Source organism: Rhizobium sp. LjRoot258 (genome assembly GCF_964254185.1).
GTDB lineage: Bacteria > Pseudomonadota > Alphaproteobacteria > Rhizobiales > Rhizobiaceae > Rhizobium.
The window spans coordinates 16,424-31,007 of record NZ_CAXUST020000004.1; the positions used below are offsets into that span (position 1 = coordinate 16,424).

Sequence of the window (14,584 nt, forward strand, 5' to 3'; positions counted from 1 at the left end):
GGAATGCGACAATGGCAACCATCGGCTCTTTCACCGCCTCAAACGACGGCTTCACCGGCACCATCAAGACCCTCAACCTCACCGTCAAGGCGAAGATCGTCAGGGTCGAACGCGCCTCCGAAGGCGCCCCGGACTTCCGGGTTCTGGCCGGCAATGTCGAGTTCGGCGCAGGCTAGCAGAAGCGGGCCCGCGAAACCGAGCGCGACTACATCTCAGTCAAGCTCGATGATCCGAGCTTCCCGGCTCCGATCTACGCCACGCTGACCGAGGTCGAAGGCGAAGACAGCTACCAGCTGATCTGGTCCCGCCAGACCCGAGATTGACAGGATCGAGGCCCCGCCCATCGGACGGGGCCTTCTCCCCTCGCGTGTGTAAGCCGGCCCCGGGGCCGAGCCCGGTCCGGCTTTCTTGGTGCCAAACGAAATCGAGAATAGCTGCTCAGATCGAACGAGTGTGCCGGGCCGGAATGACGGCCACAAGGACGAGCGGTTCCACCAATTTCCTCGCGGAAATCGGCTCCCCCACTCGCCGCCGCCAGCGGTTGCATGCGCGATCCTTGGCCCGGCATCCCAGCCGAGAAGGGCTGGAACGACCATGAATTGGCGATCAGCGCCAGGACAATGGTTGCGAGGAGCGTGGATCGCCAGCTGGTCGATGGTCGCAGGTTCATAAGCTTATCAATCTCTGCTTCACTCGGAGGCGTTTGGCCAGATGGCAGATTCGGGCCGAGTGGTCGCTCGATGTCTTCAGGACGTCGATACCCCTCGCCTGCTGCTTACCGCGACATAGCCTCTACTGCGCTTCTGCCGGATCAAGTTGAGGAACAGGACAACAGCGTCCTGCTCGCGCTCGAAATGGTGGGTCATTGACTGGCCCGACGTTCCGATCCTGCCCCAGCGTCGTGTCAGACAGGCTTCACCAAACAGGGTCTGATCGATCGACACGGCGTAAAACCTCGCCATGTTTCGGGCCGGGTCTTTCCGTTCGACATAGAGCTTGTAGGGCTGCGTGATCATGCCTGGAGAATCGCGCTTTCGAGATTCTGCGTCCAACGACAGTTTTGAATCGGTTCCGGCTCATCGATTCATTTCCGTGATGTCGGACATAGCTGATCGAGGAAGGTCCGCCTGCGGCATACGGCTCTATTCGTTGTCACGAACGGAGCCCGCGAACGGTCCCGTCCATCCGGATGACGATCCTCCCGCATGACGGCGATCATGCAAAGGAATCTATCAGACCGTCATGGGCGAGCGGTTGGATCAGAGTGCGTTTCGCCGCAAAGTGAATGAGCTTGACCGGTTGACGGGCTTCGTTACCGAAGCGCGACGGGAGAACGAGGGACGAATTACGTTCTATTCGCCGCCCCGGCAGATGTTGTCGACGCGTGTCCCCCCGAACCGTTCATGACCGCAAGGCCATGGCTCGAGCTTATTGGCGTCAAACACCTTCGGCAGTGAGATAGGCTTACAGTGGGCTTTCGCCGAACTTATAGTTGGCAGGCCCTCTCATCGACACAGGGATATGTAGGGCATAACGCTCTGAAAGAGCGGCTAGCCCCGGCTCAACGATGCCGGAAAAAGCAGGAATAAATGGAACCTAAGAACCTTCTAATCGTGGGCGCCGGCTTCTCGTTCAACGCAGGCCTGCTCTTTGCGACCGAGTTCACCTCGCAGCTTCTCAACACCGAGCGTCTGAGATTGGACGGACCGAGCAATGCCCTGGAGCGTTTCGTGTCGCAGTTCGTCGATCACATCTTTGCTGAAGGCCGCACTGCCTCGCCGGAGGATTGGCCGGGACTCGAAGACGTCTTCGCGCTCGTGGACCCGTCAGCCAACACAGGACATCATCTCGGAACATACTCAGCCGCGGATCTTCGTCTCGTCCGCCGGGCCATGATTGTCCGTATGATCCGCATGCTGATGCAACGCTACAATCGCGGCCAGAAGGAGCGGGACGCTAAATGGCGACGTCTCGACACCTTATTTAACGAGTTCAATGAAAGGACGACCGCTGTTCTCAGCATGAACTGGGACACCGTGATTGAAAGCGGCCTGCCTCCCGCCTAAACCAGATCGCCCGGCCGCAGCGCAGCGGTGGGTTGCCGGCGGTGAAGACGATCTGTTCATCCCCTCGCATGCGTAGAACCTCATGCGGCTGGATCAGGGGACGAGGCGCCAACTGCTTGGAGCGCGTGCGTGACGATCCACGCGACTGGACGCTGCGGCTGAGCTGGTCGATCTCGACCGTCGTCGTGCCACACCGGCGCGAGATGTAATCTGCCGTCTCCGGATCGTTGATCGCCGCAAACGAGATCCAGCTCGCGCTCTCGAACCATTTGCTCGACGCATCGTGGCCCCCATAGGTTTCCCGCATCTGGCCGATCGACTGGTAGATCATCGTCAGGGTGATGCCGTATTTGCGGCCAGCGTCTCGCGCAGTCTCGAGGATGCGCATGTAGCCGAGCCGGGCAACCTCGTCGAGAAGGAAGAGGGCGCGGCCGCCCATCTTACCGTCGCGGTTGTAGATGGCATTCAGGAACGAGCCGATAATCACTCGCGCCAGGCCCGCATGGGTTTCCAATGTCTTGAGATCGATATTGATGAAGACGTCGGTGTTGCCGTCGGCGATGGCGTCAGTCCTGAAACTCGAACCGGAAACCAGCGCGGCATAGTTCTGGTAGGAGAGCCAATGGGTCTCCTTGATCGCGTTGGCATAGACACCGCTGAAGGTTTCGGGCGTCATGTTGACGAAGGCGGCAACGTTCTCGCGCACAAACTGCGACTTGGATTCGTCGTAGATGTCCTGAAGCCTTTGGCGAAGCTTCGGCTCGGGCTCGGATAGATTTTCGCGAACCTGTCGGAGCGTTTGGTGCTCTTTTTCGGTGTGACCGGACAGGCAGACATCGGCGATGATTGCGGTCAGCAACTGCAGGCCCGACGCACGGAAGAAGTCATCACGCACGCCTTGCGCTCGCCCGCTTTCGCTCATGATCCAGGAGGCGACTGCGGCGATGTCCTCTTCCTTGGTGCCGCCGAAGCGGCCGATCCAGTCGAGCACGTTGACGCCGATGTCAGGACGTTTCGGATCAAGCACGAAGACATCGCGGCCGGCGCTATGCCGGTGCTCTGTCACCATCGGTGCCACTTCATTCGACGGGTCGAGCACGACGAGCGTTCCACCCCATTTCAGTGCGGTTGGGATCGTCACTGAGGTCGTCTTGAAGCCACCCGACCCCGCAAAGACGATGCCATGCGAGGAGCCGAAACTCCCGTCGAAGCAAAGGAGCGATGACTTGCCGCCAGCGCCCCACGTCTCGGCGCTATCTGCGCGAAACGATTGGGCCGCGACACTGTCCTGATCGACGCGGTAGCGTTCACCAACGACAATACCACCGGCCTCGGGAAACAGCCGCGCCGCCTCCTGCATGTTCATCCAGTCGGCTTCGCCATAAAGTGCGCGTCTCCCGACGATCCGCTTCGGCGCTGCACGAGCAAAGGCGGCGTTGCCGAGGTGTGCCACCCGCAGTGCGAAACATTCTGCCACGAAAGCTGCGAGCGCCCCGACGATCGTGGACGGATCGAGATAGGACAACAGTGTTTGATCGTCCGGTAAACGCCCGGTAAAGGCGGCAAGGCGCGCGAATTCCCGCGTCGATGCGATCGCGATCGTCGCCGCGGCGCCTGCCGCCACGCCCCAACCGGCGACGCGAATGCCGACTGCACCGGCCGCGCCGAACAGAAACGTCACGCCGGCCACAGCGGCGGCGACATAGGGCGCGGCAATGCCGATACGTCCGAGTGTCAACCTCGCGGCTTCCGTCCTGCCGAAAGCCGCCAGCCAGTGTTCGAGCCCAGAGACGCCAATGGTGATGGCGATCATCGCGCCGCATGGGATGATCAGAAGCGCCAGTCTATTCGTTGTCATTGCCGAAAGCCTCCACGCCGATTGCCGTCAGACGCTGACGCTCGCTGTCGTCTTGCTCTAGGCGCTGTTGAAGCTCGATCAGTGCGCCAAGCAGGAGCGCCCTCTTTTCGAACCGCAGTCCGGCCTTAACGACCAGGCCGCCGAGTTCGATCTTGTCGCGCGTATCCTTTTTGCGCGCCTGCGATGTGGTGGTCCTCTGCATCCGCTCAAGCCTCGCTAACGTTGCCTTGAGCCGCGCCAGGCGCGAGCAACGTATCGGATGACGCCCCGCCTGCGGCCCGTTTCTCCCTGAGGTTCGGGGCAGGCTTTGCTGCGCGAAACCGCTTGGCTAGGTCCTCGAACGCCGCCTGCAGATCGGTTTCCTCGACCTCCAGATCTCCAAGACCGGCCTTGAGAGCGATCCGGCCGATGCGCTCGGCCTCGCGGGTCTCTGCCTGCTTCAGCTGATCCTGGAGCCGTGCGATTTCTTCTCGGATTTTTGCAGAGGGTTTCTTCATTTCCGATCGGTCCTTTCGTGCTGTTGCGAGATCGAGCAGCATGACAGTCCCGCAGATCGGCGTGCCGATCTACCAACAGAAATGCGAGTTGGCGCAGCCAACGCAGCTGACCATGATCCATCCAGTTCCGAAGGAGCGGGTCCGAATGGCGCAATTATACGTCGCTGCCGCGACGCCTCCGCTCAAGGTCCTGGCGGGGCCGCCGCTCCTAACGAACGCATTGAATTTTGTTCGCAATCAGGAGCGCGATCCGGTGGCCGTCCCGCATTTCTCCGTCAGCATCGTCGCCCGCGGCTCCGGCCGCAGCGCCGTCCTGTCGGCTGCCTATCGACACTGCGCCAAGATGGACTGCGAACGGGAGGCGCGCACGGTCGACTACACCCGCAAGCAAGATTTGTTGCACGAGGAGTTCGTCATTCCAGTCGATGCGCCCGAGTGGTTGCGAGCGCTGATCGCGGACCGCTCCATTGCCGGCGCAGCCGAGGCTTTCTGGAACAAGGTCGAGGCCTTCGAAAAGCGTGAAGACGCCCAGCTTGCCAAAGACGTCACGATCGCCTTGCCGCTCGAACTGACGGCCGAGCAGAACATCGCGCTGGTCCGCGATTTCGTCGAACATCACGTCACCGCAAAAGGCATGGTGGCTGACTGGGTCTATCACGATGCCCCAGGCAACCCTCATGTCCATCTGATGACGACGCTGCGGCCGATCACCGAGGATGGCTTCGGCGCCAAGAAGGTTGCCATTCTTGGGTCAGACGGAAAACCGGTTCGCAACGATGCCGGCAAGATCGTCTACGAGCTCTGGGCTGGTAGCCTCGTTGACTTCAATGCGTTTCGCGATGGCTGGTTCGCCTGCCATAACCGGCATCTTGCGCTCGCTGGCCTGGACATTCGCATCGATGGCCAGTCCTTCGAGAAGCAGGGTATCGAACTGACACCAACCATTCATCTCGGTGTTGGCGCCAAGGCAATTGAGCGGAAGGCGGGCGGTGCGGAAGAACGGGTTTCGCTCGAAAGACTCGAACTGCAGGAGGAACGTCGGGCGGAGAACGCTCGCCGCATTCAGCGCCGTCCGGAAATCGTGCTGGACCTCATCACGCGCGAGAAGAGCGTCTTCGATAGCAGGGATGTTGCCAAGATTCTGCATCGCTACATTGATGATGCCGGCCTTTTTCAAAGCCTGATGGCGCGCATCCTGCAGAGCCCGCAAACCCTTCGTCTCGAGCGGGAGCGCATTGACTTTGCGACCGGCCAGCGCTCGCCGACGAAATACACGACGCGTCAGCTGATTCGGCTTGAGGCCGGATTGGCAAACAGGTCGGTCTGGCTTTGGCAGCGATCATCGCATGGCGTTGAGCGGGCGATACTCGATGCGACGTTTGCACGCTATTCGCATTTGTCCGACGAGCAAAGATCGGCGATCGAGCGCGTCACCAGTGACCAGCGGATTGCCGCGGTCATAGGGCGAGCGGGTGCCGGCAAGACCACGATGATGAAGTCGGCACGCGAGGCATGGGAAGCAGCCGGTTACCGCGTCGTCGGAGGGGCGCTTGCCGGCAAAGCGGCGGAAGGTCTGGAGAAGGAAGCGGGTATCGCCTCACGCACGCTTTCGTCGTGGGAGCTTCGTTGGAACGAGGGTCGCAACCAGCTTGACCGCAGTACAGTCTTCGTTCTCGACGAAGCGGGCATGGTGTCTTCGCGGCAGATGGCGATCATTGTCGAAGCAGTCACCAAAGCTGGCGCCAAGCTCGTCCTGGTTGGGGATCCCGACCAGCTCCAACCTATCGAAGCAGGTGCGGCTTTCCGCGCGATCGCCGGTCGCATCGGTTACGCGGAGCTCGAAACCATCTATCGTCAACGCGAGCAATGGATGCGCGACGCTTCGCTTGATCTTGCCCGTGGTAATGTCGCAAAGGCGGTGGAGGCGTATAGCACCAATGGGAAGGTGATCGGCTCGGATCTGAAAACCGAAGCCGTCGGTAGTCTGATCGCTGACTGGAGCCGTGACTACGACCCGGCCGAAAGCTCGTTGATCCTCGCCCATCTTCGCCGCGACGTGCGAATGTTGAATGGGCTGGCGCGTGCCAGGCTGATCGAGCGCGGCCTTATCGATCAGGGTTCGGTCTTTGAAACCGCTGACGGCAGCCGAAATTTCGCCGCCGGCGACCAGATCGTCTTTCTCAAGAATGAGGGCTTACTCGGCGTCAAGAACGGTATGCTCGCCAAGGTGGTCGAGGCGTCACCGGGCAAGATTGTCGCCGAGGTCGGGGAAGGCGACGGCCGGCGTCGCGTCGCCGTTGAACAGGGCTTCTATAATAACGTCGATCATGGCTACGCCACCACTATCCACAAGAGCCAAGGCGCCACAGTCGACAAGGTCAAGGTGCTCGGATCGCTATCCCTAGACCGTCATCTAACTTATGTCGCGATGACGCGTCACCGCGAGGATCTCAGTGTCTATTATGGAAGACGATCCTTCGCCAGGGTCGGCGGCCTGATCTCGTTGCTGTCGCGTAGGAATGCCAAGGAAACGACGCTCGACTATTTGGAAGGCAGCATCTGCCGCCAAGCCCTTCGCTTCGCTGAAGCGCGTGGCCTCCATCTGGTCAACGTCGCCCGCACGATTATTCGGGACCAGCTCGATTGGACCGTCCGGCAGAAGCAGAACCTTATTGGTCTCGGAGTGCGGCTCGCGGCCATCGGAGCCCGGCTCGGCCTCGGGCCTGCGAAACAACCTCGTTCCCATAAAGCGATCAAGGAGGCCGAGCCTATGGTGTCTGGCATCACAACCTTCCCCAAGTCGATCGAGCAATCCGTCGAAGACAATCTCACAGCCGATCCTGTGTTGAAGAAACAATGGGAAGACGTCTCGACCCGTTTTCGCCTGGTCTATGCTCAGCCGGAAGCCGCATTCAAGGCAGTCAACGTTGATGCAATGCTGACTGACAGGATGACCGCGTCAACGGCGCTCTTCAAGATCGCTAACGAGCCCGAGAGCTTCGGCTCACTGAAGGGCAAGGCAGGTCTCTTCGCCAGCAAAGCCGACAAGCAGGAAAGGGAGACAGCGCTCGTCAACGTACCGGCGCTGTCACGCAATCTGGAGCGCTATTTGGAGATGCGCGCTGATGCACAACGCAGACATGAAACGCAAGAGCGCGTCGCTCGCCTGAAGGTCTCGATCGACATTCCCGCGCTTTCGCCGGCCGCCAAATCAGTCCTTGAACGCGTCCGGGACGCCATTGATCGGAATGACCTTCCGACCGGCCTGGAATACGCCCTTGCCGACAAAATGGCAAAAGCGGAACTGGAGGGTTTCACCAAGGTCGTTGCGGAACGCTTCGGCGAGCGCACCTTCTTAGGCCTGGCTGCGAAGGAAGCCTCTGGGAAAACGTTTGAGGCCGTCACCGCTGGAATGACTCCAGGCCAGAAAGCCGAAGTGCAATCAGCATGGAGCGCCATGCGAACGGTGCAGCAGCTTGCAGCGCACGAACGCACGACAGAGGCGTTGATGCAGGTACGGACACTGCGTCGAACGAAGAGCCAGGGGCTCTCGCTGAAATGACCCGATGGGCTGGAACGCGTCGCGCCGCGCAACAAAGACGAGCCGCCGTGATCTTGCCGGTGGCGGCAGCCGCCACCACCTTGCTCGTGGTTGCCGTCTTCTCCGGCGGTTACCGCATCAACCTGACACCGAGCGAGCCGCTCGGCTTGTGGCGCATTGTTCCGCTTTATCGTCCGGCAGCCGTCAACGACCTCGTATTCGTCTGCCCGCCCCAAACCGCGAAAATGCGGGAGGCGAGAGCACGTGGCTATCTTCGTTTCGGCTCCTGCCAGGGTGGCGTTGCACCGCTCATCAAGACGGTGATCGCGGTTGCAGGACAGCATGTCGAAATCGGTGCCAGCGTAAACGTGGAGGGGCGGGTTGTTTCCTCTTCCAGTCTCGTCCAACGAGACGGAAAGGCTCGGCCGTTGTCGCCGTTTCCGAGCGGAATTGTACCGCCAGGAGACGTCTTTCTGCATTCCTCGTTTGTCGGCTCCTACGACTCCCGGTATTTCGGGCCAGTGCCCACTTCGGGCATTCTCGGTCTGGCGCAGGCGGTACTCACCTATGCGCCCTGATTACCTTCGGCCGACGATCCTGATATTCACGTCGATCATAATAGGCGCGGTGGCGTGGAGCGGACATGTGTTGCTCCTGCCTGTCGCGTTGGGCTTCCCGGTTCTTTGGTCCGTCACCCGAACGAGATCGGTGGCAGCACTCGTTTCCGCCGGATATTTCCTGGCCGCGTCACGTGGTTTGCCGCAAGGCGTGGCCGCCTTCTATGCATCGGATCTCTGGCCGGGCTTGCTGCTCTGGCTGTGCGCTTCTTTGAGCTTTGTCGCGGTGCATGCGGTCCTCTGGACGAAGAACACCAGCGTTCGCCCGTTTCGCTATCTCCTCGCGGCTGCCGTCATGGCCATTCCGCCTTTCGGAATTACAGGCTGGGCGCATCCCATCACGGCCGCCGGCGTTCTGTTTCCGGAATGGGGATGGCGGGGACTTGGCTTCATGACAGCTGGCCTCGCAGGCCTCGTAACGCGCAGGTGGCCAGCTGTCGCCATAACCTTAGGAGGCTTTTGGCTGTGGTCCGCCGCAATCTGGACCGACCCGAAACTACCGGAAGGTTGGCGGGGCGTCGATCTGGAAATGGGCGCTTCGCTCGGCCGGGAGGCCGGTCTTCAACGTCAGCGTGACCTAAACGCAACGGTGCACGACGCTGCGAGCAATGGCGCTCGCTTTGTGGTGCTGCCAGAAAGCGCGCTCGGCTTCTGGACGCCGACGGTCCAGCGCCTCTGGAAGGAAAATCTGTCTGAAAGCGGGCTAACCGTTGTCGCCGGCGCGGTCGTCGTCGATAGCCATGGCTACGACAATGTGCTCGTTCTGACCGATCAAGAGGGCGGCCGGCTCCTCTACCGCGAGCGCATGCCAGTGCCTGGCTCGATGTGGCAGCCGTGGCGGTCATTGTCTGGGACAAGCGGCGGGGCGCGGGCGCAGTTCTTTGCGAACTCGGTCGTGGCTGTGGGCGCCGGTCGTACCGCACCGCTGATTTGTTATGAGCAACTCATTGTTTGGCCAGTTCTCGAATCCATGCTCCACGACCCGGACTTTGTCGTCGCGGTCGGAAACGGGTGGTGGACTGAAGGAACATCAATCGTCGCCATCCAGCGCGCCGCTACCACTGCATGGGCGAAGCTCTTCGCAAAACCGCTTGTTCTTTCCTTCAACACCTGACCGCCAAGGAGACACCATGCTCGACTCTGCCCTGATAAAGGAATGCACAGACCCTTCCCTCAAGCCCGCTATCGTCGAGAAGTTCGTGACGGCCGCGGGCTCGGCCGATCCCCTCGCCGTCACCGTCAAATCGAGCGGCCGGTTTATCCTCGTTCCGAAAGCGACATCGGCCAACGAAGCGATGGCGATCGTGCGGCAATATGTTGGGAATGCTGTCGTCCGGGTTGGACTGACGCAGTATCCTGCAGGCCTTGGCGTCAAGGACGCGGCTGATTTGAAGTCCGACCTCGTCGATGCCTGCCAAAACCTCCGCAAAGGCACGGCGATGTTCGCCAACGTCCTCAGGATCGTCGCCAAGTGGTACGGGAACCCGACGAGCGAAGAGGCTTTCCCTCAGATATTTAAGGACGCAGTCTACGCTTGGAAGACTGGCGAATTCGAGGGGGTGAGCGTGTTTCAAGCTCCCGATCCGGGAAGTAGCGTGACGACTGAGAAGACGTCGCCTTCCGATGAGGACACAGCCAAGAGCGATGGCAATCACGAGGCTACGAACACCGAAAGCCCCGAGCAAAGGCAAGATGTCGGATCAACAGAGATGCGAATCGACCTTTCAAGGATCCACGGAAAATGATGCTTCGCAGCCGCTAAGCTTCCGAAAACGAATAGCGCACAAGTTACCGCGTTGTCCGCATCGATGGCCACTCTCGATGCGGCGCCGGGGAGGGACGAACTGCTATCAAAGGACGCCGTGGAGGCGGCGGGACGCCGAGCACATCCGCGACAGCGGCAAGAAAGCTGGGCGTCAACGAGCAAAACCAGTCCGTTCGGGCGGTGAAAGCGCCGATGATGTCGCTGCTAATGTCGTGAGGACGCTGCGAAGGCGGTGCTCTCGATTGATACCCGCAGGGCAATAATCTTCGGCGATCGCTATTGGACCTGTGGCTGTCAGCTGTTCACCTTCCCATGGCAACAACATAACAAGCGAGACCACGCCATGGGAACAAAACAAGGCCGGATCCTACTCTCTGCGATCATGACAGCAATCCTGTCCACGCCCCTTCGAGCAGAAACTCTTGTTGTCAACAGCTACGGTGGGCCTTACGAGGAGATCATACGCGAAGCCATTATTGGGCCGTTCGAGGCCAAGTTCGATATCAATGTCATCTACGATGCCGTGGGCTCCGCGTCTCAAGACTACGCGAAAATCAAAGCCACGAGGGGCCGGCCGGGCTTCGACGTTGCCGTGATGACTGCGTCGCAATCATTGCAGGGCTGCAAGGACGGAGTTCTCGAAAAACTTGACGTTGCTGCTATCCCCAATCTGGCAAAGCTGATGCCAAGCCTGTCGTCGGCGGCCGGTCCCTGCGGCGCGGTACACGAGGTGCAGTACATGTCGCTCCTCTATCGGAAGGACAAGCTTGCAACGCCGACGTCCTGGTCGGCTCTCCTGGCGCCCGAGTTGAAGGGAAAAATCGTGTTGCCGACCTTTCAAAACATCATGGCCGTCTACCTCGTTGAGATTATGTCCGTAATCAACGGAGGCGATCTGGTTGACAATCTTGATCCGGGCTTCAAGGCCATGGAAGCGGTCGCCAGACAATCCATCGGCTTTGAACAATCATCCGCAATTCTGGAAAGCTACCTAAAGGACGGGACGGTCTGGGCTATGCCTTTCTGGAACGGTCGTGCCCAACTCCTCGTCGATGCGGGCCTCCCGGTCAACTACGTTCGGCCAAAAGAGGGCACAATTCCGCTGATCGCCACTTTGAACGTGCCTGTCGGGGCACAAAACAAGCAAGCGGCCATGAAGTTCATTGATTTCTTCCTGGAAAAGGCAAGTCAGGAAGCGTGGGTCAGCGGCTACAAGGTGGGCAGCGCGCGTGCCGACATAGAAGTCCCTGAAGCGATCCGCGAGCGACAGATCACCTCCGAAGCCGACCTGAGATCTCTGCTTCTTCCAGATCTGGCGCGCGTCGCCGAGAGACTGCCACGCTGGGCCGAACAGTGGGAGCGCGATGTCGTTCCTCAGGCAAACTGAGAGGCTCCGATGAATACAATCACGCTTGCCCTGCCCGCAGCGGGTTTGAAGCCGATCAGACGGCTGTCTAGCTATCTTGCGCTTTCCCCGGCGGGCCTTGTCCTGGCCGTCTTCTTTGCCGTTCCCATGGGAATGATGATGGGGATCAGCTTCTCGAATGACGAGGCCGGTGCATTCTCCCTTGAGAGCTACGCGCGGTTTTTCACAGACGGGCTGTCGATGGCCGGCTTCTGTCGGACTGCTGTCATGTCGGGCCTCGTTGCGATCGCAGTGACCGTGCTCGGCCATCCGGTCGCCTATTTCCTGGCTCGTTCCAGGAGTCGGTGGCGCGCTGTCGTCTTCGCCCTTGCACTTGCACCCGAACTTGCAGGCGTCGTTCTGCGAACCTACGGATGGCTGATTATCCTTGAGGATCGGGGCTTCATCAATGACGTCCTTCTTCATCTCGGACTGATTTCGTCGCCCCTTCCCCTTTCAAAGAACCTCTTTGCGGTCGTGGTCGGCCTGACCCATGTGGTGCTGCCCTTCGGCATTCTCTCGCTGACGACGAGTATTCAGGGCATCGACGAAAATCTCGAGCGGGCCGCTCAGATGCTGGGTGCTTCGCGGCTTTCCGTCGTCCGGCACGTCATCGTCCCGCTGTCGGTGCCAGGAATTGTAAGTTCACTGCTGCTTTCGTTCACCATGGCTGCGAGCGCCTACGCAACGCCCGCGCTTCTCGGCGGCGCCGGCTTCAAGGTTCTGGCGACCATGATCTCGGAGCAGGTTCTCTTTTACATCGACTGGCCTTTCGCCGCGGTCATGGCTAACGCGCTTCTTCTCCTGATGCTCGTGATCTCGTTCATCGGGGTAAGATTTGAGACCCGTCACCGCGCCAATCGAAGCGGTACAGGAAGGGCGGCGTCATGAACAGACTGCTCTCGGCCCTATTCTGGCTCATGCTGGCGGGTGTCCTCGCCTTCATCACGCTGCCCCTTGCGGTCGTCATTGCGGCCTCCTTCAGCCCGACGTCCGCCGTGACGTTCCGCCCCTGGGAGTGGACGGCAAGATGGTATGGCGACCTTGCCTCGGAACGCTGGCTTCTGCCATTCCTGCTCAGCGTTAAGATTGCCGTGATCGTCTCCATTGTCAGCGGGATGATCGGCGTGATGGCAGCCTATGCCGTTGCCTACGAGAAGATCCCAGGCAGCGAGGCGATAATGTCGGCGCTGCTATCGCCGCTGTCCGTGCCGCAGATCGTCAAAGGCGTCGCAATCGTCCTGTTCCTGTCGCTGATCGGGCGGCAGTCTTTGCTTGGCACTCCCGGCTTGATCGGTGCCCACATCGTTCTCGCCTTGCCTTTCGTCATCAGAATGGTGGCGACGTCGATCGCCAACTTCGATGGCAATCTGGACCGGGCCGGGCAAATCCTGGGGGCGAGCAAACGCCAAAGGGTGCAGCACATTCTTCTGCCGGCCATCAAGCCTGGAATGCTCTCGGGGATGACTTTCGCCTTCATCATCTCCTTCAACAATATCCCGCTCTCCGTTTTCCTGGTTCGCCCAGGCGACACGACGCTGCCGATCGCCGTCATCAACTATCTCGAATACAGCCTTGATCCGGTGATGGCGTCCGTCAACGTCACATCGATGATCTTTATCCTCGCCGTGATCCTTCTCTTTGAAAAAATCGGCGGATTTTCCGCCCAGCTCCATGGTGGCAGCAAATGAGCAGCATCGACATCGAACTCGTTTCCGTCAGCAAGTCCTTCGGGGCCGTCCCCGTTGTCAAGGACATTAACCTGCAGATCCCGCAGGGCGAATTTGTCAGCATTCTCGGACCTTCCGGCTGCGGCAAGACGACGACGCTCAACATGATCGCCGGCTTCAACGAGCCGTCCCTCGGAGACATCAGGATCCGCGGGAGGAGCCAGGCACGCGTTCCGCCGGAACGGCGAAACGTCGGTCTGGTGTTTCAGAATTACGCGCTCTTTCCGCACATGACCGTTGCCGAAAATGTCGGTTTTGGCCTCAAGATGAAGGGAACGTCGCGATCCGAGATCGAAGGCGGCGTGACATCGGCACTGCGAAGCGTTCATCTTGAAAACTACGGCGCGCGGTATCCGAAGGAGCTTTCAGGCGGACAGCAGCAGCGCGTGGCTCTGGCACGTGCCATTGCACCGCGTCCATCCGTATTGCTCCTCGATGAGCCGCTCTCGAACCTTGATCTGAAGCTCAGAGAGGCCATGCGGCTCGAACTGAAGGAACTCCAGCAGCAACTCGGGATGACCTTCGTCTATGTGACGCACGACCAGGAAGAAGCAATGGCGATGTCCGACCGGATCGTGGTGATGTGGCAGGGTGTCATCGCCCAGGAAGGTAAACCCGCTTCGATTTACCGGCATCCCGCGAGTTCATTCGTGGCCGATTTTATCGGGAAGTCTAACATCCTCACGGTAGAAGCCACGAGCGAGCAGGCATCGGCCCTCGACATTCGTCTCTCCCGGAGCGCGGTGAACTTGCGAGCGAAGCTTCGCCAGCACTGTGAACAGGCACACTTCTGCTGCATTCGTCCTGAAGACATCGCGATCCTGAACAATCACGGCGAAGGCACCGACAGCGGCATCAATCGCCTGGCCGGAACCGTTCGCCGGATCGTCAGCCTGGGCGCCTCGCTGGAGCTCTCGGTCGAAATCGATCCCCATGTCGTTCTGACGGTTCTTGCACGCTCGTCCCAGTCTCAGTCGCTCCCAGGTGTCGGCGAAACCATCGAGCTTGGCATCGATCCGGATGATGTTCAGGTTCTGGCGGAGTAGCAGCCGTGATCCATAACTGACGCGTATCAATGCGATCCGATCGATATTGGCGATGCCGG

General features: G+C 60.0%; 13 protein-coding genes and 1 pseudogene. 10 read left to right on the top strand and 4 right to left on the bottom strand.

Going from position 1 to position 14,584, the window contains the following annotated elements; translation table 11 throughout:
- Positions 1-11 precede the first annotated feature (11 nt).
- Positions 12-323 (top strand): annotated as a pseudogene (locus tag ACSQ9D_RS33035) (DUF736 domain-containing protein).
- Positions 324-746: 423 nt separating this feature from the next.
- On the opposite strand, the gene ACSQ9D_RS33040 reads toward ACSQ9D_RS33035, so the two are convergent.
- Positions 747-1,016 carry a WGR domain-containing protein gene (locus ACSQ9D_RS33040; RefSeq protein WP_436285995.1) on the bottom strand — a complete coding sequence of 90 codons (270 nt, stop codon included), beginning with the start codon at positions 1,014-1,016 and terminating at the stop codon, positions 747-749.
- A gap of 573 nt (positions 1,017-1,589) precedes the next feature.
- Between ACSQ9D_RS33040 and ACSQ9D_RS33045 the strand changes: the two genes are divergently transcribed.
- Positions 1,590-2,066: a hypothetical protein gene (locus ACSQ9D_RS33045; RefSeq protein WP_436285996.1), complete on the top strand. Its 477-nt coding sequence runs from the start codon at positions 1,590-1,592 to the stop codon at positions 2,064-2,066.
- Here ACSQ9D_RS33045 and traG read toward each other — a convergent pair.
- Genes traG through traC form a run of 3 tightly spaced genes read right to left on the bottom strand, consistent with a single transcriptional unit; the run spans position 2,017 to position 4,421 of the window.
- Positions 2,017-3,924 (bottom strand): Ti-type conjugative transfer system protein TraG, encoded by a 1,908-nt coding sequence (gene traG, locus ACSQ9D_RS33050; protein WP_436285997.1) that lies wholly within the window; start codon positions 3,922-3,924, stop codon positions 2,017-2,019. The two genes, ACSQ9D_RS33045 and traG, sit on opposite strands and share 50 nt — an antisense overlap.
- Positions 3,911-4,126 (bottom strand): type IV conjugative transfer system coupling protein TraD, encoded by a 216-nt coding sequence (gene traD, locus ACSQ9D_RS33055; protein ID WP_436285998.1) that lies wholly within the window; start codon positions 4,124-4,126, stop codon positions 3,911-3,913. Before traD ends, traG begins: the two co-directional genes overlap by 14 nt.
- A 4-nt stretch (positions 4,127-4,130) precedes the next feature.
- Complete coding sequence (gene traC, locus ACSQ9D_RS33060) at positions 4,131-4,421, bottom strand: conjugal transfer protein TraC (RefSeq protein WP_436285999.1); 291 nt, start codon at positions 4,419-4,421, stop codon at positions 4,131-4,133.
- A gap of 253 nt (positions 4,422-4,674) precedes the next feature.
- Here traC and traA point away from each other — a divergent pair, with 253 nt between their 5' ends.
- From traA to ACSQ9D_RS33100, 8 genes are all read left to right on the top strand, one after another.
- Positions 4,675-7,983 carry a Ti-type conjugative transfer relaxase TraA gene (gene traA, locus ACSQ9D_RS33065; RefSeq protein WP_436286185.1) on the top strand — a complete coding sequence of 1,103 codons (3,309 nt, stop codon included), beginning with the start codon at positions 4,675-4,677 and terminating at the stop codon, positions 7,981-7,983.
- On the top strand, positions 7,980-8,540 hold the full coding sequence (gene traF, locus ACSQ9D_RS33070; protein WP_436286000.1) for a conjugative transfer signal peptidase TraF: 561 nt from the start codon (positions 7,980-7,982) through the stop codon (positions 8,538-8,540). The genes traA and traF overlap by 4 nt, the downstream gene beginning before the upstream one ends.
- A complete protein-coding gene (locus ACSQ9D_RS33075; RefSeq protein WP_436286001.1) occupies positions 8,530-9,693 on the top strand; it encodes a conjugal transfer protein TraB in 1,164 nt (387 codons plus the stop codon). Before traF ends, ACSQ9D_RS33075 begins: the two co-directional genes overlap by 11 nt.
- 16 nt (positions 9,694-9,709) lie before the next feature.
- Positions 9,710-10,324: a TraH family protein gene (locus tag ACSQ9D_RS33080; protein WP_436286002.1), complete on the top strand. Its 615-nt coding sequence runs from the start codon at positions 9,710-9,712 to the stop codon at positions 10,322-10,324.
- Positions 10,325-10,687: 363 nt separating this feature from the next.
- Positions 10,688-11,731, top strand: coding sequence for an ABC transporter substrate-binding protein (locus ACSQ9D_RS33085; RefSeq protein ID WP_436286003.1), 1,044 nt, complete (start codon positions 10,688-10,690; stop codon positions 11,729-11,731).
- Positions 11,732-11,740: 9 nt separating this feature from the next.
- On the top strand, positions 11,741-12,640 hold the full coding sequence (locus ACSQ9D_RS33090; protein WP_436286004.1) for an ABC transporter permease: 900 nt from the start codon (positions 11,741-11,743) through the stop codon (positions 12,638-12,640).
- Positions 12,637-13,440, top strand: a complete 804-nt coding sequence (locus tag ACSQ9D_RS33095) for an ABC transporter permease (RefSeq protein ID WP_436286005.1) — start codon at positions 12,637-12,639, stop codon at positions 13,438-13,440. Before ACSQ9D_RS33090 ends, ACSQ9D_RS33095 begins: the two co-directional genes overlap by 4 nt.
- On the top strand, positions 13,437-14,525 hold the full coding sequence (locus ACSQ9D_RS33100) for an ABC transporter ATP-binding protein (protein WP_436286006.1): 1,089 nt from the start codon (positions 13,437-13,439) through the stop codon (positions 14,523-14,525). Before ACSQ9D_RS33095 ends, ACSQ9D_RS33100 begins: the two co-directional genes overlap by 4 nt.
- Positions 14,526-14,584: the final 59 nt, after the last annotated feature.

What these genes read in the sequence shown, in the direction of transcription:
- ACSQ9D_RS33040 (WP_436285995.1), bottom strand. Translation starts at nt 1,016, where the DNA reads ATGATCACGCAGCCCTACAAGCTCTATGTCGAACGGAAAGACCCGGCC.
- ACSQ9D_RS33045 (WP_436285996.1), top strand. Translation starts at nt 1,590, where the DNA reads ATGGAACCTAAGAACCTTCTAATCGTGGGCGCCGGCTTCTCGTTCAAC.
- traG (WP_436285997.1), bottom strand. Translation starts at nt 3,924, where the DNA reads ATGACAACGAATAGACTGGCGCTTCTGATCATCCCATGCGGCGCGATG.
- traD (WP_436285998.1), bottom strand. Translation starts at nt 4,126, where the DNA reads ATGCAGAGGACCACCACATCGCAGGCGCGCAAAAAGGATACGCGCGAC.
- traC (WP_436285999.1), bottom strand. Translation starts at nt 4,421, where the DNA reads ATGAAGAAACCCTCTGCAAAAATCCGAGAAGAAATCGCACGGCTCCAG.
- traF (WP_436286000.1), top strand. Translation starts at nt 7,980, where the DNA reads ATGACCCGATGGGCTGGAACGCGTCGCGCCGCGCAACAAAGACGAGCC.
- ACSQ9D_RS33075 (WP_436286001.1), top strand. Translation starts at nt 8,530, where the DNA reads ATGCGCCCTGATTACCTTCGGCCGACGATCCTGATATTCACGTCGATC.
- ACSQ9D_RS33080 (WP_436286002.1), top strand. Translation starts at nt 9,710, where the DNA reads ATGCTCGACTCTGCCCTGATAAAGGAATGCACAGACCCTTCCCTCAAG.
- ACSQ9D_RS33085 (WP_436286003.1), top strand. Translation starts at nt 10,688, where the DNA reads ATGGGAACAAAACAAGGCCGGATCCTACTCTCTGCGATCATGACAGCA.
- ACSQ9D_RS33090 (WP_436286004.1), top strand. Translation starts at nt 11,741, where the DNA reads ATGAATACAATCACGCTTGCCCTGCCCGCAGCGGGTTTGAAGCCGATC.
- ACSQ9D_RS33095 (WP_436286005.1), top strand. Translation starts at nt 12,637, where the DNA reads ATGAACAGACTGCTCTCGGCCCTATTCTGGCTCATGCTGGCGGGTGTC.
- ACSQ9D_RS33100 (WP_436286006.1), top strand. Translation starts at nt 13,437, where the DNA reads ATGAGCAGCATCGACATCGAACTCGTTTCCGTCAGCAAGTCCTTCGGG.